Source organism: Streptomyces sp. NPDC054796, from assembly GCF_053611545.1.
On record NZ_JBSHAO010000040.1, the window covers coordinates 62,052 to 82,803 of the forward strand.

Sequence of the window (20,752 nt, forward strand, 5' to 3'; positions counted from 1 at the left end):
GTCGGTCCTACAGCCCCTTGATCTCGGCGATCTTGCGGCCGGCCTTGAGGTAGACGGTGCCCGCCACCCCGGCCCCGTCCTTCGTGACCAGCCCGGCCTCGGCGAGCTTCTCCAGCGCCACCTCGGTCAGCGGACGCAGCGCGTCCGCCTCCGGCAGCACGACGGCGTGCTGCTCCGCGCCCTCGGGCTCCATGATCAGCCGCAGCCCGTTCTGCTTCGCGACCCGGCGCGCCGCCGAGGCGCTCGGCTGGAACTGGAGCACCTTCGCGAGGATCGACGCGATCCCCTCGGCACCGTGCTCGGCGGCATCCACGACGGGCAGCGACTCCACGTCCGTGAACGACTTCTTCGAGAACTGTGCGACGAAGCCCGCGCGCGCAGCCATCGCCGCCTCCACCCCGTACAGCGCCGCGACGACCTCGCCCGCCAGCACCTTCTTGAGGTCCATCGGGTGCAGCGTCCTGGCCTCGATACGGGCCGTGGCGGCGGCGATCTCGCCGTCCGTCCACTCCGTCCAGGCGCGCAGGTAGGGCTCCATCAGCCGGTCGGGGATCGACATGATCTTGCCGAAGACGTCGTCCGCGGTCGCGGACAGACCGATGTAGTTGCCCTTCGACTTCGACATCTTCGCGCCGGACCCGTCCGTGCCCTCGATCAGCGGCACCGTGGCGACCAGCTGCGGCTTCTGGCCGCGGACCTCCATCAGCTTGCGGCCCATCTGGAGGTTCAGCAGCTGGTCGACGCCCCCCAGCTCGATGTCGCAGTCCAGCGCCACCGAGTCCAGGCCCTGCGCGATCGGGTACAGCAGCTCGGACATGGTGATGCCCGCGCCCGAAGCCAGCCGGTTGCGGAAGTCCTCGCGCTGGAGCAGCGAGGAGGCGGGGACCTGCGTCAGCAGCGACAGCAGCTCGGGGAACGTGTAGGGCGCCAGCCACTCGCTGTTCTGCCGGAAGCTGACCTTCTCGAAGTCGAAGAAGGGCCGCACCTGCTCGCGGTAGCCCTGGAGGTTCTTCGCGATGTCCTCGTCGGTGAGCGGCGGGCGCTCGGCCGTACGGCCCGAAGGGTCGCCGATCTTCGCCGTGAAGTCGCCGATGAGGAGGGTCACGTCGTGCCCCATCCGCTGGAAGCGGCTGAGCACGATCATGGGCACGGTGTGGCCCAGGTGGACATCGGCGGCGGTCGGGTCGATGCCCAGCTTGATGTGCAGGCCCTTGCCCTCCGCGCGGCGCTGCTCGATGCGCTCGGTGAGCTTCTCCTCCGAGGGCAGCACGTCCACCGCGCGGGACGCGATGAGGGCCGCCTGCTCGGACGCCGGGAGATCGCTCAGGTCCAGATAGCGCCGCGAGCCCGTCTCCGCGAGCAGCCGCTCGACGGTCTGGTCGGAGGAGAGGTCCTGCGCCAGCAGTTCGCTGGCACGCTGCACGGAGTCGCCGAGGCGTGTCACGTATCTGTCCTGATGATCGTCGGTGGTCGGAAGGCCGCGGCCCTGCCCGCGCGCCACACGGTGCGGGCGCGCGGGCGGGAAACGGCCGGTAACGAGTCTAAGCCGGTCACACCGGCGGGCTGACGCGGGCGCGGACCCACGAGGGCACGGGCGGTCACACGCCCCGGCTCACGGAACTCATGTTGAAGTCCGGTACGCGCAGGGGAGGCATCGCGGCGCGGGTGAAGTAGTCCGACCACTCGCGCGGCAGCGTCCGCTCCGTGCGGCCCGCCTCGGTGGCGCGGGAGAGGACGCCGAGCGGGGACTCGTTGAAGCGGAAGTTGTTGGCCTCCCCCGTCACCTCACCGTTCTCCACCAGATACACGCCGTCCCTGGTCAGCCCCGTCAGCAGCAGCGTCGCCGGATCCACCTCGCGGATGTACCAGAGGCACGTCAGCAGGAGCCCACGGGCCGTGTCCGCGACCATCTCGTCCAGCGAGCGCCCGTTCCCGCCCTCCAGGATCAGGTTGTCGACGGGCGGCGCCACAGGCAGGCCCGTCAGCGCCGCGCTGTGCCGGGTGGTCAGCAGCCGGGACAGCTCGCCCTCGCTGATCCACTCCGTGGGGGCCAGCGGGAGCCCGTTGTCGAAGACGGACGCGTCGTCACCGGAGGAGTGCGCCAGCACGAACGGCGCCGCCTCCAGGCCCGGCGCGTGCGGGTCGCCGCGCAGCGTCAGCGGCAGCTCCGAGAGCCGCTCGCCCAGCCGCGTGCCCCCGGCGGGCCCGCTGAAGGCCGTCCGGCCCTCCGCCGCGTCCCGCGCCGTGGACGACCACTGCTGGTAGATCAGCAGATCGGCGACGGCCGTGGGCGGCAGCAGCGTCTCGTACCGCCCCGCCGGCAGCTCGACCTTCCGCTCGGCCCACTTCAGCCGCCGCTCCAGCTCCGCGTCCACCGCGGCCAGATCGATGTCGCGGAAGTCCCTCGTGGCCCGCCCCACCCACGCGGAGCCGCCGGTTCCGGGAGACTTGCCGTTCACCTCCAGGGTGCCGGTGGGCTGGTCGTGGCGCAGCCGCAGCCCGGCCGATGAGCCCAGATACGTCGAGACCACGCCGTGCTGCGCGAAGCCGTACAGCTCCCGGCCCCCGGCGGCGGCCCGCGCGAAGGACTCCCCGAGCGCGGGCGCGAAGCCGTCGAATACCCGCGAGGAGGTCTCGTCCGGCGCCTCCGTGAAACCGGGGGAGACGGGCACCCCCTCGACGAGCGGCTGGGCGTCCTCGGCCGCCTCCGAGGCGCGGGCCGCCTCCTCGGCGGCCCGCACCAGCGGCTCCAGCTCGTCCGCCGTCACGGCCGCGCGCGAGACCACGCCGGAGGCGGTGCCCCGGGCGCCGTCCACGGTGGCGACGACGGTCAGGGTGCGGCCCCGGGTGACACCGTTCGTCGTGAGCGCGTTGCGGGCCCAGCGCAGGTTGGCGCTGGACTCCTCGTCGGCGATGACCACACAGCCGTCGGCGCGGGACAGTTCAAGGGCCCGCTCGACGACCTCGTGCGGCCTGCTCGTGCCGCTCGTGCCGCCCGTACGGATGCCGGTCATCGGCCCGCCTCCCGCGTGGTGTTGAGGATGTTGACGCCGCGGAACAGCGCCGAGGGGCAGCCGTGCGAGACGGCCGCGATCTGCCCCGGCTGCGCCTTGCCGCAGTTGAAGGCGCCGCCCAGCACATAGGTACCGGGGCCGCCGACGGCCTCCATGGACCCCCAGAAGTCGGTGGTGGTCGCCTGGTAGGCGACGTCCCGCAACTGTCCCGCCAGCTTGCCGTTCTCGATGCGGAAGAAGCGCTGCCCGGTGAACTGGAAGTTGTAACGCTGCATGTCGATGGACCACGAGCGGTCGCCGACGACGTAGATCCCGCGCTCCACGCCGCCGATCAGCTCCTCGGTCGACGGGCCGTCCGGGGCGGGCGCCAGCGACACGTTCGCCATCCGCTGGAGGGGCACGTGCCCCGGCGAGTCCGCGAAGGCGCACCCGTTCGAGCGCTCCCGCCCGGTGAGGCGGGCGATGCGGCGGTCGAGCTGATAGCCGACCAGGGTGCCGTCTCTGACCAGGTCCCAGGACTGGGCCTCGACGCCCTCGTCGTCATAGCCGATGGTGGCGAGCCCGTGCTCAGCGGTGCGGTCACCCGTCACGTTCATGATCCCGGAGCCGTAGGCCAGCGTGCCCAGCTTGTCGGGGGTGGCGAAGGAGGTGCCCGCGTACGCCGCCTCGTAGCCCAGCGCGCGGTCCAGCTCCGTCGCGTGGCCGATCGACTCGTGGATGGTCAGCCACAGGTTGGAGGGGTCGACCACCAGGTCGTAGGCGCCGGGCTCGACGCTCGGCGCGCGCAGCTTCCCCGCCAGCAGCTCCGGCATCCGCTCCAGCTCCGTGTCCCAGTCCCAGCCGGTGCCGCGCAGATACTCCCAGCCCCTGCCGACGGGCGGCGCCAGCGTCCGCATCGAGTCGAACGTGCCGTCCCCCGTGACCGCGACGGCCGTGAGCTGAGGATGCAGCCGCACCCGCTGCTGGGTGGTGACGGTGCCCGCGAGGTCGGCGTAGAACTTGTTCTCCTGGACGGTGAGGAGCGTGGCGTCCACGTGGCTGACGCCCTCCGCCGCCAGCAGCCGCCCGCTCCACTCGGCCAGCAGCCCGGTCTTCTCGACGTCGGGTACCTCGAACGGGTTGACCTCGTACGAGGAGACCCACGTCCGCTCCCCGTGCACCGGCTCGGGGGCCAGCTCCACGGCGTCCCGCGCGCTCGCCGCCTCGGCGACCTTCGCGGAGAGCTTCGCCATCTCGACGGCCTGCGCGGCCACTCTGGCCGCCGCGTCCATCGTCGGCTCGACGCCAGAGGCGAAGCCCCACGCGCCGCCGTGGACGACGCGTACCGCGTAGCCCGTGTCCGTGGTGTCCGAGGCGCCGGACGGTCTGGCGTCGCGCAGTCGCCAGGCCGCGCGGCGGACGCGCTCGAAGCGGAAGTCGGCGTGCTCGGCGCCCAGCGCGCGGGCCCGCGCGAGCGCGGCGTCGGCGAGGGGGCGGAGGGGGAGCGCGAGGAAACTCTCGTCGAGAGGCGGTGCGGCGCGGGGCTGCCCGGCGCGGGCGGAATTGGGGGGTCCGGGGGTGGGGCCGTCACGACCGGTCGGGCCCACGTGGCCGGTGGGTTCATCGGAGCCTGTGGGGCCGCTGGGCTGGATGGGCTGGGGCAAGGCGTCCTCCCGTCGTCGGCAACCGATCATGCCCTGTCAGAGCCGTTTCCGCCGCCGCTTTCTGTAGGGACTCCACAGGAGGCTGTCCGGCCCCCTGTCGCTGCCCGAGTCCACGACGGGGTAGACCAACCGATAGTTTTCGTACGGACAGACTTCGGCCGCGTCACCGCGGAACCAGCAGAAAGGGTGGTCACACCTTGAGCCGCTCGGTACTCGTCACAGGAGGCAATCGCGGCATTGGCCTCGCCATCGCCAGCGCCTTCGCCGACGCAGGCGACAAGGTCGCCATCACCTATCGCTCCGGTGAGCCGCCGTCGGGCTTCCTCGCGGTCAAGTGCGACATCACCGACCCGGAGCAGGTGGAGCAGGCCTACAAGGAGATCGAGGAGAAGCAGGGCGCGGTCGAGGTGCTCGTCGCCAACGCCGGTGTCACGCGTGACCAGCTCCTGCTGCGGATGTCCGAGGAGGACTTCACCTCGGTGGTGGAGACCAACCTGACGGGCACGTTCCGGGTCGTCAAGCGCGCGACGCGCGGCATGCTGCGGGCCCGCAAGGGCCGCGTGGTGCTGATCTCCTCCGTGGTCGGGCTCCTGGGCTCCGCAGGGCAGTCGAACTACGCCGCCTCCAAGGCCGGACTGGTCGGCTTCGCCCGCTCCCTGGCCCGCGAGCTGGGCTCCCGCAGCATCACCTGCAACGTCGTCGCGCCAGGCTTCGTCGACACCGACATGACGCAGGCGCTCACCGACGAGCAGCGCGAGAACATCATGGGACAGGTTCCGATGGGCCGTTACGCGCAGCCCGGCGAGATCGCCTCAGCGGTGCGCTTCCTGGCGTCCGACGAGGCCGCGTACATCACTGGAGCCGTCATTCCCGTAGACGGCGGATTGGGCATGGGTCACTGAACATGAGCGGAATCCTCGCTGGCAAGCGCATCCTCGTCACCGGCGTACTGACCGAGGGATCGATCGCCTTCCACGCCGCCAAGGTCGCCCAGGAGGAGGGCGCCGAGGTCATCCTCACCGGCTTCGGGCGCCTCTCGCTGGTGCAGCGCATCGCGAAGCGGCTGCCCAAGGAGGCCCCGGTCATCGAGCTGGACGTGACCGACCAGGAGCACCTGGACGGGCTTGCCGACAAGGTGCGCGAGCACGTCGACGGCCTCGACGGCATCGTCCACTCCATCGCCTTCGGCCCGCAGGGCGCCTTCAACTTCCTGGAGGCGAGCTGGGAGGACGTCGGCACCGCCGTGCACGTCTCGGCGTACTCGCTGAAGTCCCTCACGATGGCCTGCCTGCCGCTGATGCCGCACGGCGGCTCCGTCGTCGGCCTCACCTTCGACGCGCAGATCGCGTGGCCGAAGTACGACTGGATGGGCGTCGCCAAGGCGGCCCTGGAGTCCACCAGCCGCTACCTCGCCCGCGACCTGGGCGAGAAGAACGTGCGCTGCAACCTGATCTCGGCCGGTCCCATCAAGTCCATGGCCGCGAAGTCCATTCCGGGCTTCGAGGAGCTGGCGGACGTGTGGAACCACCGCGCGCCCATCGGCTGGGAGCTGACCGACCCGGAGCCCGCGGGCCGCGGCGTGGTCGCCCTGCTGTCCGACTTCTTCCCGCGCACGACGGGCGAGATCGTCCACGTGGACGGCGGCGTCCACATGATGGGGGCGTAGGGCGTAGGGGGCGGCTGACGCCTGACAACTAACGGGTAACAGGTGGCAGATATTGAAATCTGTTACCTGTTAGTTGTCATCTGTGATCTGTCATCCGTTACCTGTCATCTGTCATCCGACACCCCGCGTCCCCACTCCCGCGTGTACGAGGCGGCCTCGCGGCCCGCCGTCTCGGGGTCCCCGTCGCGGATGGCCTCGACCAGCCGCTCGTGGTCCATGTGGTTCTCGGGGCGCAGTTCCTCGCCGACGTCGAAGCGCAGGAAGTCCCGCATCACGTCGCCGAGGTCGGCGTAGACCGCCGTGAGCACCTCGTTGTGGGAGGCCGCGACGATGCCCAGGTGGAGGTTGGCGTCCGCCTCCACGAAGCGGTCCACCTCGCGCGATTCCCACGCCGCCTCGCGCCGCTCCAGCAGCGCGTCGAGCTGGTTCAGGTCAGCTTCCGTGCGCCGTCGCGCGGCCAGTTCGGCGCCCGAGGTCTCCAGGGCCGCGCGCAGCTCGGCGACGTGACGCGGGTCCGCTTCGGCGAACCGGCGCTGCATGACCCCGGCCAGTTCGCTGGTCGCGACCACATAGGTGCCGGAGCCCTGCCGGATGTCGAGCAGGCCGTTGTGCGCCAGCGCGCGTACGGCCTCCCGCACGGTGTTGCGGGCCACGCCCAGTTCCTCGACCAGTTCGGGCTCGGTGGGGATGCGGGAGCCCACGGGCCATTCCCCCGAGGTGATCTGCGTACGCAGGGCGGCGATCACTTGGGCGGCCAGCGCCGAGCGCTGCGGTGTGGACAGGGTCATGACTCTCCAGGGCGGAACGAGGCGGTACGACTGTTGGCGTGAATTCGTCCCATGATTCTATGATGGCCTCTATGCCAGTGAAAGACGACGATCTCAGGCCCCCTTCCGATTCCTCTCGGGCGTCGGCGGCCGGCGCCTCCGGTGCATCCGGCGTGCCCGATGTGTCCGACGCGTCCCGCGCGTCCGGTGGTGCCGCGAAGACCGGTCAGCCGTCGGCCTGGGTGCTGCGCCTGGTCGTCGTCGGGCTCGTGCTCGCCGCGCTCAACCTCCGCCCCGCGATATCCGGCCTCGGCCCCCTCATGGAGGAGGTGCGCGACGGCCTCGGCATGAACGGCACCGTGGCCGGGCTGCTCACCTCCGTGCCCCCGTTCTGCTTCGCGGTCTTCGGCGGACTGGCCCCGAGGCTGGCCCGTCGCTGGGGCCCGGCCACCGTGGTCCTCGTGGGGATGGTCGCGATCACGGCAGGGCTCGCCCTGCGCCCCTTCGCGGGCGGCACGGCCGGCTTCCTCGCCGCCAGCGCGCTGGCCCTCTTGGGCATCGCGGTGAGCAACGTGCTGATGCCGGTCGTCGTCAAGCACTGGTTCCCGGACCGGGTCGGCCCGATGACCGGCCTCTACTCCATGGCCCTCGCCCTGGGCACCGCCAGCGCCGCCGCCGTCACCGTGCCCATGACCGAGGCGCTGGGCGGCAGTTGGCAGCTCGGTCTGGCAGCCTGGGCGCTGCTCGGCGTGGTCGCGATGGCGCCATGGGCGGCCGTCCTCCGGGACCGCGGCTCCCGCGCCCCCGAGCCGGACGCGGCGCGGGAGGCCGTCCCGGAGCGTACGGAGGCGGCCGAGCGCGCGGAGGAGGCCGAGGGCGCGGAGCGGTCCGCAGGCTCTGGGCCGGATGCGGGACCGGACGCGCGGGCGGACGCAGGCGCTGATGCCGAGCCCGCCGTGCGCATCACGTCCTCGCCCACCGCCTGGGCACTGGGCATCTTCTTCGGGCTCCAGGCGTCGGCCGCCTACATCACCATGGGCTGGCTGCCGCAGATCTTCCGCGACGCCGGTGTCTCCGCCTCGTCGGCCGGACTGATGCTCGCCGTGACCATGGGCATGGGCGTCCCCCTGTCCTTCGTGCTGCCGCGCATGGCCGCCCGTATGCGGCACCAGGGACCGCTGGTGCTCGCGCTGGGGGTCTGCGGTCTGGCCGGGTACGCCGGGCTGTGGTTCGCCCCGGCCGAGGGCGCCTGGCTGTGGGCGCTGGTGCTGGGCGTCTCCAACTGCGCCTTCCCGCTCGCGCTCACGATGATCGGCATGCGGTCGCGTTCCAGCGCGGGCGTCGTCAAGCTGTCCGCCTTCGCACAGAGCACGGGCTACCTCATCTCGATCCCCGGACCCCTGCTCGTCGGCGCCCTGCACGACACCAGCGGCGGCTGGCACGTCCCGCTGCTGCTGATGACGGTGCTGATGTTCGGGCAGATCGCCATGGGCGTGCTCGCGGGGCGGGACCGGGTGATCGAGGACGGGCGCTGAGTGCGACACTGACGGGTATGCCAGTCCTTGAACCCAATCCGCAGAACGGGCAGAAGAAGCTGCTCCTGGTCTTCGCCACGATCATCGGCATCCTGGTCGTCATCGGTGTGATCGCCAGCATCGTCGCCCCGTAGCGTCACGTAGCACCGCACAGCGTCCCGTCCCGCACCTTCAGGGCGTCCATGGTGGGGCTGGCCCCACCATCCCCTAGGGGGTTCGGGTCAGGGGTAAGTGGGTGGGTCACCGGATGGGAGCCACGCCGCCGCTTCCGTAGCGTCTGAGTCGCACCGTTCGACGACCCCGACCCGACCCACGGAGGCGAGCCCCATGACGGCCCGTGTGTATCCGGCACCCTCCGCGACGACCCCTTCCGCGGCGAGCCCCACGGCGAGTTCCGCGGCGAGCGGTGCGCAGACGCGGCTTCCCTGGTGGGCGGTCGCGCTGCCCGTCGTCGCCTTCGTGATGCTGCTGGCGCTGCTCCTGGGCGGGGGAGAGGCGGGCGCGGCCGAGCAGGCGGGGCCCCTGTTGCAGCCGTTCAGCGCGATTCTCCAGGGGCTGATACGGGTGCTGTTCGGCTGAGGTGACGGCCCCTTTACAGCACGTCACCCGTGCCGGTCGAGCAATCCCAACACCCTGCGCCCGGTGGCGCGTTTCGTGCGAAGCTGGAAAACATGAGCGTCGATGTGCCCCGCAGTATCGTCCTTCTCCGGCACGCCAAGGCCGACTGGCCTGATGTGGACGACCACGAACGCCCCCTCGCAGACCGAGGCCGCAAGGATGCCCCGGCCGTCGGCGAGTGGCTGGCCGCCCACGGCGTCAATCCCGGACTGACCCTCTGCTCGACCGCGACCCGGACCCGTGAGACCTGGAAGCTGGCCGTGCACCAGCTGCCGCAGCGTCCCAAGACGGTTTACGAGGACCGGCTCTACGAAGCCTCACCCGGCGAGATCATCGCTGTGATCAACGAAGTGTCCGAGGACGTCCGGGACCTGCTCGTCGTCGGACACAACCCCGGTATCCAGGGCGTCGCCGAGGCACTCACGGGCAGTGCCGAGGGCGACGCGGCGGAGCGGATGTCCCGCAACGGCTTCCCGACCTCCGCCCTCGCGGTCCTTCGCTTCGGCGGCTCCTGGAAGTCCGTCGAGCCCGGCGTCGGCACCCTGAGCGACTACTGGGCACCGCATGAGGAGTAGCCGCTCCAGACGCGCCGGAGGAGAGCCGCTCACTCCGGCGCCGGGCCCCTCCGGGCGGCCCCGCGCAGTGTCCGCAGTGCCCCCAGTGTCCGCAGCACCCCGTGCGTCAACGGGCCCCGCGCCCGCGACGGTTGCGCGAGGGCCCGCGCACTGACCCGTACAGGGGGCGTCGGCCGGTGCCCGCACGAGCGGGACCCGGTCACGCCCCCGAACCCGGACCCGGTCACGCCCCAGGGCCCGGACCCGCCCGACCCCGCTCCGGATCCGGAACCGGCCGGGTTCAGTCCTCGTCCTCCTCGCCGTCCGCCGCCTCGACCTCTTCCCTGGTGATCCCGAGCAGATAGAGCACGGTGTCCAGGAAGGGCACGTTGACGGCGGTGTGCGCGGCCTCGCGCACGACCGGCTTCGCGTTGAAGGCGACGCCGAGCCCCGCCGCGTTGAGCATGTCCAGGTCGTTGGCGCCGTCGCCGATGGCGACGGTCTGCGCGAGCGGCACCCCGGCCTGCTCGGCGAAGCGCCGCAGCAGCCGTGCCTTGCCCTCGCGGTCGACGATCTCGCCCGTGACCCGGCCCGTGAGCTTGCCGTCCACGACCTCCAGGGTGTTGGCCTGGGCGAAGTCGAGGCCCAGCTCCTCCTGGAGCGCGTCGGTGACCTGGGTGAAGCCGCCGGAGACGACGCCGACCTGGTAGCCGAGGCGCTTGAGCGTCCGTACGAGAGTGCGCGCGCCCGGCGTGAGCCGCACCTCCGTGCGCACCTTCTCCACCACGGACTCGTCCAGCCCGGCCAGCAGCGCGACGCGCGCGTGCAGCGACTGCTCGAAGTCCAGCTCGCCGCGCATCGCCCGCGCCGTGACCTCGGCGACCTGCTCCTCGCAGCCCGCGTGGGCGGCGAACAGCTCGATCACCTCGTCCTGGATCAGCGTCGAGTCGACGTCCATCACGACCAGCCGCTGCGCCCTGCGCTGGAGCCCGGAGGCGACGACGGCGACGTCCACGCCGTGCCGTGCCCCCTCCATCGCGAGCGCGGTGCGCAGCCCGGAGGTCTCCGTGCCGGAGACGTCGAACTCGACGGCGATGACGGGGTACTTGGCGAGCCGGAAGATGCGGTCGATGTTGCCGCCCGTGGAGGTGATCGCGGCCGCTATGGCGGCGGTCGTCTCCGCGGTGAGGGGGTGGCCGAGCACGGTGACGTGGGAGCGCCCCGTGCCGCGCGGACGGTTGTCGCCGGTGCCCGAGATGATCTCGGCCTCCAGCTTCATGGACTCGGCCCAGCTGTGCACGGTGGCACGCAGCTCACCCTCGGTGGCGGTGCCGGTACTCGGCGCGGTGACCAGGGCGCACAGTGTGATGCGGCCCCGGGTGACGAGCTGCTCGATGTCGACGACCTCGACCGCGAAGGCGGCGAGTGTGTCGAAGAGCCCGGCGGTGATCCCGGGCCGGTCCTTGCCGAAGATCTTGACAAGGAGGGTGGGGGTATCGGCGTACGAAGGCGGAGTGGCCAGCGATGTGGTCATGGTTCTCTTACGTTAGCCGCTGTGGGACGGGGGTCTCCTCCTGGGGCGCTCTGTGCGGGAGCGGTGGACGCGCCCCGATCCGCCCCGATCCCCCGCTTCTCCGGACGGAACGGACGCCCAGGTCAGCGCCCCCTCCTCGCTCGCTGCTCGCGCTCTCCCCATGGCCGCCGCCCTCTCTCCCCGCCCCTCCCCGTCCCGCGTGGGCGCCGATTTCCCGCACCTTTCACGCGGGCTTCAACCAGGGGGACGCCTCCCGTTCGGCTCCGGTTCGGGGCCGCCGCACGCTCCGCCCCGGACCTGCCCCGGGCCCGCTTCGGACCTGCCCCGGACCCGGCTCAGCCCCGGCCGTGAGCCGGGCCCTCGTCGTCCGGCTCCGTGCCGCTTCCGGGCCGCCGCCCGCGCCGGGGCCCCCGAGGCGGCGGGTGCGGCGGCGGAGGGCCGGGAGGGGGCGGTTCGGGGCTGCTGCGGTACGGGCGGTGCGGGGGGCCGCCCGCGATCGTCGGCGCCGAGTGCGGGCTCCCGCCCCGCGCGGGCCCCTCGCCGCCGCGCGGTCCGCCCCCGTGGGGGCCGGGCTCCCGTCCGTACGGGTCCCCCGCGTCCGGTCCCTCCTTGTACGGGTTCCGCTCGCCCGCGCCCAGCCCGGGCGGCGGCGTAGGCCGGTAAGGCCCGCGCTCGTAGGCGAGGGCTGGCCAGGTGCGCGACGTGTCATACGCACCGGAGCCCTCCGGCGCCTCCCTCTCCGAGGCGAACCGGGAGGCCCGCTGTCCCGCCGCGCCCGTCGCGCACGCCATCAGCGCCCCCACGAACCCCGCTGCCGCGCCCCACAGCGCCCCGAGCACCAGCGCCCCCGGCACGCTGCCGCGCAGTTCGACGCCCGCGCCCATGGCGTCGAAGCCCATCACCGAGAGCCCCGCGTTCGCCTCGACCCCGGTGAGCAGCACCAGCACGGGCAGCGCGACGGCCGTCACGGCGCCCAGCGACGCCCCGCACCGCACGGCGAACCCGAGCGCTCCCCGCCCCCGCCCTTGCCCCCGCCCCCGTTCCCTTCGTGGCGTACGGGCGCCCGTGAGCACGCCCGCCGCCAGCAGTGCCAGCGCGACGGCCACGGTCAGCAGCCACACCCGTGCGTCGAGCCCCGCGAGATCGGCCACCGTCATGGACCGGCCGCCACCGTCCCCCGTACCGCCCTTCCCCGCGCCGCCGTCCCCCGCGGCGAGGAACGCGTCCACCGGATCGGGCAGCAGCTTCGCCAGCTCACCCGTCGCCGCGCCCCGGAAGGTGACCAGGAGTCCGAGCGGGACCGCCAGCCAGGTGCCGTTCGGAGCCCCCAGCAGGGCGGCTCCCGCGATGCGGCCAGGGTCCTCGCCCGTCCCCGCCCCGGCCTCCGTCCCAGCCCCCGTCGCCGCCGCGTAACCGGCGGCGGCGAGCCCGGCCGGGACCGTCAGCAGCAGGACCAGCACCAGCGCGGAAGCGGCGGGCCTGACCGTACGGTGCACGCACTCGCACAGCCGCCCCGGCGGCAGCGGCGTGCGGTGCGAGGCGGCCAGCGCGGTCAGCAGCACGCCGAGGACCCAGCAGGCGCCCGCCAGCAGCGTCGGAACCGTCTCCACGGTGAAGCCGACGGACGTCTTCGCGTCCATGAGGCCGCCGAGCCCGTCCATGAGCCCGCCCCCGAGGTCTCCGACGCCGCCGTCGAGCCCGTCCAGCCCGTCGCCCATCCCGTCCCGCAGGCGGTCCTCGGCGCCCTGCCGCAGCCGCTCGCCGTCGAGGGTCACCGTGGAGTGCCCCGCCCAGGCGAGCCAGCCGAGCACGGCGAGGAACAGCACGGCCACCGAGGCGACGCGTGCGGCGAGTTCGGGAAGCCGTACGACGTGGCCGACGGCGCGCAGCGAGCGCAGGAAGAAGTACGCGAGGAGCAGCGCCCCGGCCAGCGCGACGCCCAGCGGCATCACATCGAGGGCCGCCTCGGCATCGGCACCCTTCAGTCCGAAGACCTTCACATCACCGTCGGGCACGACCGAGCCGCCCACGGCCAGTGCCACGGCCGCCGCGGTCAGGGGGCCCAGCGAACCGGCGGCGTCGGCGCCCAGCAGATGCAGCCCGAGGGCCGCGGTTCCCGCCATTCCGGCGAAGGACCAGGTCACCGAGGCGACGGCCGTCAGCAGGATGTCGAGGGCGCGACGGGCCGGTGCGGGAGCCCCGGGGGCACGCACGGCGCCCCCACGGGTACGGGTACGGGTACGGTGCGCATCGTCGCCCATGGCGCTCCCCCGATCGATGCCCAGTTGTCCGCATGATTCCCGATGCGTGCGGATCCGGGGTTTCTTACCACTCTCCGAGCCCCTTTCGACCGAGTCAACCGGCGACGTCGGGACGAGCTTGATACGGGGCGACTTCCTGTTCGAGGCCCGGGCCTGGAATAGTTCCCCACGATGTTCGCCATCCCTAGACTCCCTATCCAGGGGGTTGCTCGGGGGACAACTTTGTGGGGCATGGAGTGCCGGAACTCGTACTGGAATTGAATGGACAGACCTGGACGCTCGATCCGTCCAGGGCGTACAACCTTGGGCGTGATCCGCAGGGCGACGTGGTGATAGAGGACGCCAGAGTCTCCTGGCGGCACGCCACCATCCGCTGGGGCGGGCGCAGTTGGGTCATCGAGGACCCGGGCAGCACCAACGGCACCTACGTACAGGGCCGGCGCGTCCAGCAACTGGAGCTGGGCCCCGGCATGAGCGTGCACTTGGGCAACGCGACCGACGGGCCGCGGCTGAACCTCTCGGCGGCGGGCGCGGCTGCCGCTCCCGGCGCGGACGTCTACAGCGCGCAGACCGCGGCACCGGACGCGCGGCAGCAGGGGGCGCCGCAGGCGCAGGCGGCCACGCAGGCGCCGCCCCAGCAGCACCCGGGCGTCGGCCCTGGCGGTCCCGGTGGCCCCGGTGGCCAGGGCGGACCCGGTGGCCAGGGTGGCCCCGGCTGGGGCCAGCAGCACCCGCCCGCGCAGGGCGACTGGCAGCAGCAGCCGCCGCAGCAGTACCAGCAGCAGGTGCCGCAGCAGCAGGGCTACCCGCAGCAGCAGGGCTATCCGCAGCACCAGCAACAGCCGCAGCAGCCGCAGCCGCACCAGGCGCCGCAGCACGGCGCCGGGGCAGGGGCAGGGGCCGGCGCCGGAAGGCAGGGCGGCGGGGACCGCAGCCCCACCACCTTCCACCAGCTCTCCCTCGGCCGTGTGATGCGCATCGGCCGTGCGCTGGAGAACGAGCTGGTGGTCTCGGACCTCCAGGTCTCCCGCCACCACGCCGAGTTCCACGCGTCGCCCGACGGCCGCTTCGAGATCCGCGACCTGGGCAGCCACAACGGCACCTACGTCAACGGCCAGCCGCTGCCGAAGTCCGGCGCCGCCGTCATCACGCCCCAGGACACCGTGGGCGTCGGCCACTCCAGCTTCCGGCTGGTCGGCGACCGGCTGGAAGAATTCGTCGACACCGGCGAGGTCTCCTTCTCCGCCCGTCATCTGACGGTGAAGGTCGACAACGGCAAGGTGATTCTCAACAACGTCACCTTCGGTGTTCCCGAAAAGTCGCTCATCGGCGTTATCGGCCCTTCCGGTTCCGGAAAGTCCACGCTGCTGCGGGCGCTCACCGGATACCGTCCCGCGGATGTCGGTGAGGTTCTTTACGACAACAGGAACCTCTACAAGCACTTCGCCGAACTCCGTCAGCGCATCGGTCTGGTGCCGCAGGACGACATCCTCCACAAGGAGCTGAAGGTGCGGACCGCGCTGCGCTACGCCGCGCGGCTCCGCTTCCCCGGTGACGTCGCGGAGGCCGAGCGCAACGCGCGGGTCGAGGAGGTCCTCGCCGAGCTGAAGCTCGACATCCACGCCGACAAGAAGGTCACCTCGCTCTCCGGCGGCCAGCGCAAGCGCGTCTCGGTCGCCCTGGAGCTGCTCACCAAGCCGTCGCTGATCTTCCTGGACGAGCCCACCTCTGGCCTCGACCCGGGCATGGACCGCGACGTCATGCAGTTGCTGCGCGGACTGGCCGACGACGGCCGTACGGTCCTCGTCGTCACCCATTCCGTGGCCGAACTGGGGCTGTGCGACAAGCTCCTGGTGATGGCGCCCGGCGGCGGCGTGGCCTACTTCGGCCCGCCGGAGGAAGCGCTCAACTTCTTCGGCTACGACAGCTGGGCCGACGTCTTCTCGGCGTTCGAGAACTACCGCGACTACGACTGGATGGGCCGCTGGCAGGGCTCGCAGCACTACCAGCTCTACGCGGCCGACCTCGACGCCGTCGCCCCGCAGCCGCAGCAGGTGCAGGCCCCGCCCAGTCGGGTGCAGAAGCCACAGAGCTGGGGTTCGCAGTTCTGGACGCTGGTGCGCAGATACACCTCGGTCATCGCGTCCGACGGCGGCTTCATCGCGCTGATGATCCTGCTGCCCGCGATCCTCGGCGTGGTCAGTACGGTCATCCCGTCCGACTTCGGGCTGGAGAAGAACCCGGCCGCGCCCAAGGGCTTCAACCAGGACGCGGGCACGATCCTGCTCATCCTCGCGGTGGGCATGTGCTTCTCCGGCGCGGCCAACTCCGTACGTGAGCTGATCAAGGAGCGGGTCATCTACGAACGGGAGCGGGCGACCGGCCTGTCCCGTTCCGCGTATCTGATGTCCAAGGTCGTCGTCCTCGGTCTCATCACCGCGCTCCAGGGCGTCATCATCACCGTGATCGGCCTGTTCCCGCGCGAGGTGCCGGAGGACGGCCTCGTGATGCCTGCCTCGGTCGAGATCTGCCTGGGCATCATCGCGCTGGGCTTCACCTCGATGATGTTCGGCCTCGTCATCTCCTCGCTGGTGAAGACGGCCGAGAAGACGATGCCGCTGCTCGTGATGTTCGCGATCGTGCAGGTCGTGTTCACCGGCGTGCTGTTCAAGATCTTCGGTTCGCCCGGCATCGAGCAGCTGGCCTGGCTGATGCCGTCCCGCTGGGCGATCGGCGCGACGGGCGCGACCATCGACCTGTCCAACGTCATGGCCCCCTGGGACCGCGACAACCCGACCGACCTCGACCCGCTGTGGGAGCACTCCACGGGGATCTGGTTCCTGGACATGACGGTGCTGATCCTGATCGGCGTCGCCTGCGGCTTCGCCGTGGCGCGGCTGCTGCGGCGGCACGAGCCGGAGGTCATGCGCAAGTGAGGTGAAGGGGCAAGGGGCCGAGGGGGCACCGCGCCCTCCCGGCTCCCGGCGCCGCACCACGGACGACGCGACGCCACCGTGCGCACACGCGAAGGCGGCGGCACCTGGAAGGGTGCCGCCGCCTTCGGCATGTGTACCGCCCGGGTGCGGGGACCGGCTCAGTACCAGTTGTTGGCCTGCCAGAACGACCAGGCGCCGCACGGGCTGCCGTAGCGGTCGTTCATGTAGCCGAGGCCCCACTTGATCTGGGTGGCCGGGTTGGTGCGCCAGTCGGAGCCCGCCGAGGCCATCTTGGAGCCGGGGAGCGCCTGTACGAGGCCGTAGGCGCCGCTGCTGGCGTTCTGCGCCCGAGGGTTCCAGCCGCTCTCGTGCTCCACGATGTTCGAGAAGCACTGGAACTGCGACTCGTCGCCGATGATCTGGCGCGCTATCTCCTGCGGGGAGCCGGAGGGCGTCGCGGTGGTGCTCTTGCGCTCGGCCGAGCGGCTCGCCGCCTGCTTACGGGCACGCTCCCGCTCGGCGCGCTCCTTGGCGGCCTTCTCCTTCGCCGCCTTCTCCCGCGCCTCGCGGGCCCGCTCCGCGTCGGCGGCCCGCGCGGCCTCGGCGCGGTTCTTCGCCTGGGCCTGCTGCTGGGCCTCGGTCCTCGCCTCGGCCTGGGCGCGGTCGTCGGCGTGCGAGGACTGCGCGTCGATGCTCGCCCGCTGCGCCGTCGGGCTGTCCTGTGCGGTCTGCCATGCGACGGGCTGCGCGGAGAGGTCGGCGCTCGCGGTGCGCACCGTAGCGCTCCCGTTGTCCTGGCCCGGCACGACGGCGACGGCCAGCGCGGTGGCGCCGACGGCCGCGACACCGGTGGCGGCCGACACCTTCTGGAACCGGGTCAGTCTGCCGCCACGGCGGCGATGAGAAGTGGGGACGGTCATGAGTGAGCGGGCCTCTTCCGATTCCGGTGACACACCACGGACCACAGGGGGTCCTGCGGCGGCAGACATTCTTAGCGGGCCGCAAAACCCAGGGCAAAGAGCACCATTACTACCGCTCTTAGTTGAACCCGGTCCTTACGGTCCGGGCGCACGTGCGCTCCGCACGTCCGGGTTGCCCAGAGTGTCTACTAAGCAACCTCGTACGTGACCTGCGTCCTATGTCCGGGGTCACACCCCGACCCGCCGGGCATGCCGCACCGTGCTCGTGCAAATGCGTAGCGTCACAGTCTCTCGTGTCCGCCCGACCCGGGACCTAGGTCCACGGTCCGGGGCCCGGCCCGGCGCACGTCCGATCTCCGGGCGCCCTCTCGCCGGTACCGTGAGCCCCATGCCGCACACTCCCGGGGGATGTGCCCCGGACCCCAGGCCGCCGGGCACGGGACTCGCCGCCGTCAGCGCCGCGCTGCTCGCCATGAACCGGCACCTCGAAGTGCGCGACGTCCTCCAGACGATCGTCGCCTCGGCCCGCGAGCTGCTCGACGCCGAGTACGCGGCTCTCGGTGTCCCCGACGACCACGGCGGCTTCGCCCAGTTCGTGGTGGACGGCGTCAGCGACCGCCAGTGGAAGGCCATCGGCCCGCTGCCCCGCCAGCACGGCATCCTCGCCGCGATGCTCCACGAGGCCACCCCGCAGCGCCTCGCCGACGTCCGCGAGGACCCCCGCTTCGGCGGCTGGCCCAGGGCGCACCCCGAGATGACCGACTTCCTGGGCATGCCCATCGCGGACGGCGAAGAGGTACTGGGCGCCCTCTTCCTCGCCAACAAGCGCTGCGCCGGGCGCGAGACGGGGCGCGGGGCGGCGCCAGGGAACAGGCGCTGCGCCTTCACCGAGCAGGACGAGGAACTGCTGCGCCTGCTCGCCCAGCACGCGGCGATCGCGCTGACCAACGCCCGCCTCTACGAGCGCAGCCGCGAGCTGACCATCGCTGGCGAGCGCGCCCGCATCGGCCACGAACTGCACGATGCCGTCGCCCAGAAGCTCTTCTCGCTCCGCCTCACGGCCCAGGCGGCCACGGCGCTCGTCGACCGTGACCCGGGACGCGCCAAGGAGGAGCTGCACGAGATCGCACGCCTGTCGGCCGAGGCCGCGGACGAACTGCGCGCCGCCGTCGTCGAACTGCGGCCGGCGGCGCTCGACGAGGACGGCCTCGTCGCCACCCTGCGTACCCAGGCCCAGGTCCTCGACCGCGCGCACTCGGCCGAGGTCAGCTTCTCCTGCGAGGGCGTACGCGCCCTCCCGGCGGCCCAGGAGGAGGCGGTGCTGCGCGTCGCCCAGGAGGCGTTGCACAACGCGCTGCGCCACGCGGACGCCGTACGCGTCGACGTCGCCCTCGTCCGCAGGGGAACGGGAGCCGTGCTGCGGGTGAGCGACGACGGCCAGGGCTTCGACCCGCACGCGGTGCGCAGGGCGGGGCGCCACCTCGGGCTCGTCTCCATGCGGGACAGGGCGGGCGGCGTCGGAGGAAGGCTGAGTGTGGAGTCCGAGCCCGGCAAGGGCACTGTGATCGAGCTGGAGGTGCCCGGTGGCTGAGGTGATCCGCGTCCTGCTCGTCGACGACCACCAGGTCGTACGGCGGGGACTGCGCACGTTCCTGGAGGTCCAGGACGACATCGAGGTGGTGGGGGAGGCGGCCGACGGGGACGAGGGTGTCGCCAGGGCCGAGGAACTGCGCCCCGACATCGTCCTCATGGACGTCAAGATGCCGGGCACGGACGGCATCGAGGCCCTGCGCAAGCTCCGCGAGAGCGCGAACCCCGCACGCGTCCTGATCGTCACCAGCTTCACCGAGCAGCGCACGGTCGTCCCGGCACTGCGCGCGGGCGCCGCCGGATACGTCTACAAGGACGTCGACCCCGACGCGCTCGCCGGGGCCATCCGCTCCGTACACGCGGGCCATGTGCTGCTCCAGCCCGAGGTCGCGGGGGCGCTGCTCTCGGACGACGCGGCAGGCGGCGGAGCGGGACGGGGCTCCTCGCTCACCGAGCGGGAGCGCGAGGTACTCGGCCTCATCGCAGACGGCCGCTCCAACCGCGAGATCGCGCGGGCGCTGGTGCTCTCGGAGAAGACGGTGAAGACGCACGTCTCGAACATCCTGATGAAGCTGGATCTGGCGGACCGCACCCAGGCGGCGCTCTGGGCCGTCCGGCACGGGGTCACGGGCTGACGGGCTGGCGGGCTGGCAGGGACGGGCTTGACGGGGCGACGGGCCGCCCCGTGAGCGCGCGGCGGGACATTGCGGCGGAACGTTCCCGTCCGGGATGAGATTCATACCGTCGTGTAGATGTCGCTCCAATGGCGTATCCCCTGAGCGCCGGTCCCGTTCTCCAGGGCATGCCGCGGCAACGTGCCGCGGCCACTCGCCAGGAGGGGCAAACAAAGTGAAGAAGCTGAAGCAGGCAGCGGCCGTCACCATGGTCGCCGGGGGCATCCTCGCCGCCGGTGCGGGCGCCGCAGCCGCGCACGGCGGCGGTGCGGTCGCGCACGGTGGCGCCGCCAACTCGCCCGGCGTCGGCTCCGGCAATCTGGTCCAGGTCCCGGTTCACATCCCCGTGAACGCCACGGGCAACACCGCCACCGTCATCGGCGGCCTGAACCCGGCCTTCGGCAACAACTCCGTCAACCACTGACGCCACCCGCCGCGCACCGCGCAGACCCCGCCCCGGGTGCCCACCCAGGGGCGGGCGCCGTCTCCGGTGCGTCGGCCGCGGCCGTTCCCGGGCCCCCACCCCGGACGTCCGCGCTCCACCCGTACGCCCGCTTTCCGCCGCGCGTCTCCGCGACCGGAGCCGTGCGCCACACAGAAGGAACGACATCCCATGAAGACCGCCAAGAAGGTCGTGCTTGTCCTCGCCGCCGCCGGTATGGCCGCCGGTGCCTCGGCCGGTTCCGCGCTCGCCACCGACAACGCCTCCGCGCGCGGAGGGGCCGCCAACTCGCCCGGCGTCGGCTCCGGCAACCTGGTCCAGATCCCCGTCGACGTCCCGGTGAACGCCACCGGCAACTCCGCCAGCGTGGTCGGCGTCCTCAACCCGGTGTTCGGCAACTCCTCGCAGAACCACTGAGCCCCGGCCGGGCGCGCGGCGCACACGGAGACCCGTAGCACACGCGGGCACCGGCACCACGAGCACCGGGACCACCGGAACGATCAGAGCGATCAGAACGCGGCCCCGCGGGCGACGGCCCGCGGGGCCGCGGCGCGTCCCGGCGCCCGACCCCGCACCCGCCCCCCCCGCAGCCCCCCCC

General features: G+C 72.2%; 18 protein-coding genes. 11 read left to right on the forward strand and 7 right to left on the reverse strand.

Features of this window, described 5'->3' with window-relative positions; translation table 11 throughout:
* Positions 1 to 7: 7 nt before the first annotated feature.
* The 3 genes from tyrS to ACWGJ2_RS28235 all read right to left on the reverse strand — a co-directional run bounded on the left by tyrS (position 8) and on the right by ACWGJ2_RS28235 (position 4,657).
* The gene (tyrS, locus tag ACWGJ2_RS28225) at positions 8 to 1,444 is read right to left on the reverse strand and encodes a tyrosine--tRNA ligase (RefSeq protein ID WP_453349075.1); all 1,437 of its coding nucleotides are present in this window, start codon (positions 1,442 to 1,444) and stop codon (positions 8 to 10) included.
* Between the two features lie 154 nt (positions 1,445 to 1,598).
* Positions 1,599 to 3,014, reverse strand: coding sequence for a metallopeptidase TldD-related protein (locus ACWGJ2_RS28230; RefSeq protein ID WP_453349076.1), 1,416 nt, complete (start codon positions 3,012 to 3,014; stop codon positions 1,599 to 1,601).
* A complete protein-coding gene (locus ACWGJ2_RS28235; protein WP_453349077.1) occupies positions 3,011 to 4,657 on the reverse strand; it encodes a TldD/PmbA family protein in 1,647 nt (548 codons plus the stop codon). The genes ACWGJ2_RS28230 and ACWGJ2_RS28235 overlap by 4 nt, the downstream gene beginning before the upstream one ends.
* A gap of 197 nt (positions 4,658 to 4,854) precedes the next feature.
* On the opposite strand from ACWGJ2_RS28235, the gene fabG reads away from it, so the two are divergent.
* Together fabG and fabI are read left to right on the forward strand one after the other, a co-directional pair.
* Complete coding sequence (gene fabG, locus ACWGJ2_RS28240) at positions 4,855 to 5,559, forward strand: 3-oxoacyl-[acyl-carrier-protein] reductase (protein WP_453349078.1); 705 nt, start codon at positions 4,855 to 4,857, stop codon at positions 5,557 to 5,559.
* A 2-nt stretch (positions 5,560 to 5,561) separates the two neighbouring features.
* Entirely contained in the window at positions 5,562 to 6,323 is a 762-nt protein-coding gene (gene fabI, locus ACWGJ2_RS28245; protein ID WP_453349079.1) for an enoyl-ACP reductase FabI, read from the forward strand.
* Positions 6,324 to 6,427: 104 nt separating this feature from the next.
* Here the strand turns inward: fabI and ACWGJ2_RS28250 are convergent, their stop codons facing one another.
* The gene (locus ACWGJ2_RS28250; protein ID WP_453349080.1) at positions 6,428 to 7,111 is read right to left on the reverse strand and encodes a FadR/GntR family transcriptional regulator; all 684 of its coding nucleotides are present in this window, start codon (positions 7,109 to 7,111) and stop codon (positions 6,428 to 6,430) included.
* 71 nt (positions 7,112 to 7,182) lie between these two features.
* On the opposite strand from ACWGJ2_RS28250, the gene ACWGJ2_RS28255 reads away from it, so the two are divergent.
* From ACWGJ2_RS28255 to ACWGJ2_RS28270, 4 genes are all read left to right on the forward strand, one after another.
* Complete coding sequence (locus ACWGJ2_RS28255) at positions 7,183 to 8,625, forward strand: CynX/NimT family MFS transporter (RefSeq protein ID WP_453349081.1); 1,443 nt, start codon at positions 7,183 to 7,185, stop codon at positions 8,623 to 8,625.
* A 17-nt stretch (positions 8,626 to 8,642) separates the two neighbouring features.
* Positions 8,643 to 8,759 carry an SGM_5486 family transporter-associated protein gene (locus tag ACWGJ2_RS28260; RefSeq protein ID WP_453349082.1) on the forward strand — a complete coding sequence of 39 codons (117 nt, stop codon included), beginning with the start codon at positions 8,643 to 8,645 and terminating at the stop codon, positions 8,757 to 8,759.
* Between the two features lie 193 nt (positions 8,760 to 8,952).
* Complete coding sequence (locus ACWGJ2_RS28265; RefSeq protein ID WP_453349083.1) at positions 8,953 to 9,204, forward strand: hypothetical protein; 252 nt, start codon at positions 8,953 to 8,955, stop codon at positions 9,202 to 9,204.
* A gap of 92 nt (positions 9,205 to 9,296) precedes the next feature.
* Complete coding sequence (locus tag ACWGJ2_RS28270) at positions 9,297 to 9,818, forward strand: SixA phosphatase family protein (protein WP_453349084.1); 522 nt, start codon at positions 9,297 to 9,299, stop codon at positions 9,816 to 9,818.
* 280 nt (positions 9,819 to 10,098) lie between these two features.
* On the opposite strand, the gene serB is transcribed toward ACWGJ2_RS28270, so the two are convergent.
* Both serB and ACWGJ2_RS28280 read right to left on the reverse strand, forming a co-directional pair.
* On the reverse strand, positions 10,099 to 11,331 hold the full coding sequence (gene serB / locus ACWGJ2_RS28275) for a phosphoserine phosphatase SerB (RefSeq protein WP_453349085.1): 1,233 nt from the start codon (positions 11,329 to 11,331) through the stop codon (positions 10,099 to 10,101).
* Between the two features lie 335 nt (positions 11,332 to 11,666).
* A complete protein-coding gene (locus tag ACWGJ2_RS28280; RefSeq protein WP_453349086.1) occupies positions 11,667 to 13,592 on the reverse strand; it encodes a streptophobe family protein in 1,926 nt (641 codons plus the stop codon).
* 236 nt (positions 13,593 to 13,828) lie between these two features.
* Between ACWGJ2_RS28280 and ACWGJ2_RS28285 the strand changes: the two genes are divergently transcribed.
* Entirely contained in the window at positions 13,829 to 16,528 is a 2,700-nt protein-coding gene (locus ACWGJ2_RS28285; RefSeq protein ID WP_453349087.1) for an FHA domain-containing protein, read from the forward strand.
* 158 nt (positions 16,529 to 16,686) lie between these two features.
* Here the strand turns inward: ACWGJ2_RS28285 and ACWGJ2_RS28290 are convergent, their stop codons facing one another.
* Entirely contained in the window at positions 16,687 to 17,448 is a 762-nt protein-coding gene (locus ACWGJ2_RS28290; protein ID WP_453349088.1) for an aggregation-promoting factor C-terminal-like domain-containing protein, read from the reverse strand.
* Positions 17,449 to 17,836: 388 nt separating this feature from the next.
* On the opposite strand from ACWGJ2_RS28290, the gene ACWGJ2_RS28295 reads away from it, so the two are divergent.
* The 4 genes from ACWGJ2_RS28295 to ACWGJ2_RS28310 all read left to right on the forward strand — a co-directional run bounded on the left by ACWGJ2_RS28295 (position 17,837) and on the right by ACWGJ2_RS28310 (position 20,571).
* Positions 17,837 to 19,039, forward strand: coding sequence for a GAF domain-containing sensor histidine kinase (locus tag ACWGJ2_RS28295; RefSeq protein ID WP_453349089.1), 1,203 nt, complete (start codon positions 17,837 to 17,839; stop codon positions 19,037 to 19,039).
* Positions 19,032 to 19,673 carry a response regulator gene (locus ACWGJ2_RS28300; RefSeq protein ID WP_453349090.1) on the forward strand — a complete coding sequence of 214 codons (642 nt, stop codon included), beginning with the start codon at positions 19,032 to 19,034 and terminating at the stop codon, positions 19,671 to 19,673. Before ACWGJ2_RS28295 ends, ACWGJ2_RS28300 begins: the two co-directional genes overlap by 8 nt.
* A gap of 214 nt (positions 19,674 to 19,887) precedes the next feature.
* Positions 19,888 to 20,136, forward strand: coding sequence for a chaplin (locus ACWGJ2_RS28305; protein WP_453349091.1), 249 nt, complete (start codon positions 19,888 to 19,890; stop codon positions 20,134 to 20,136).
* Between the two features lie 189 nt (positions 20,137 to 20,325).
* Positions 20,326 to 20,571: a chaplin gene (locus tag ACWGJ2_RS28310; protein WP_453349092.1), complete on the forward strand. Its 246-nt coding sequence runs from the start codon at positions 20,326 to 20,328 to the stop codon at positions 20,569 to 20,571.
* Positions 20,572 to 20,752: the final 181 nt, after the last annotated feature.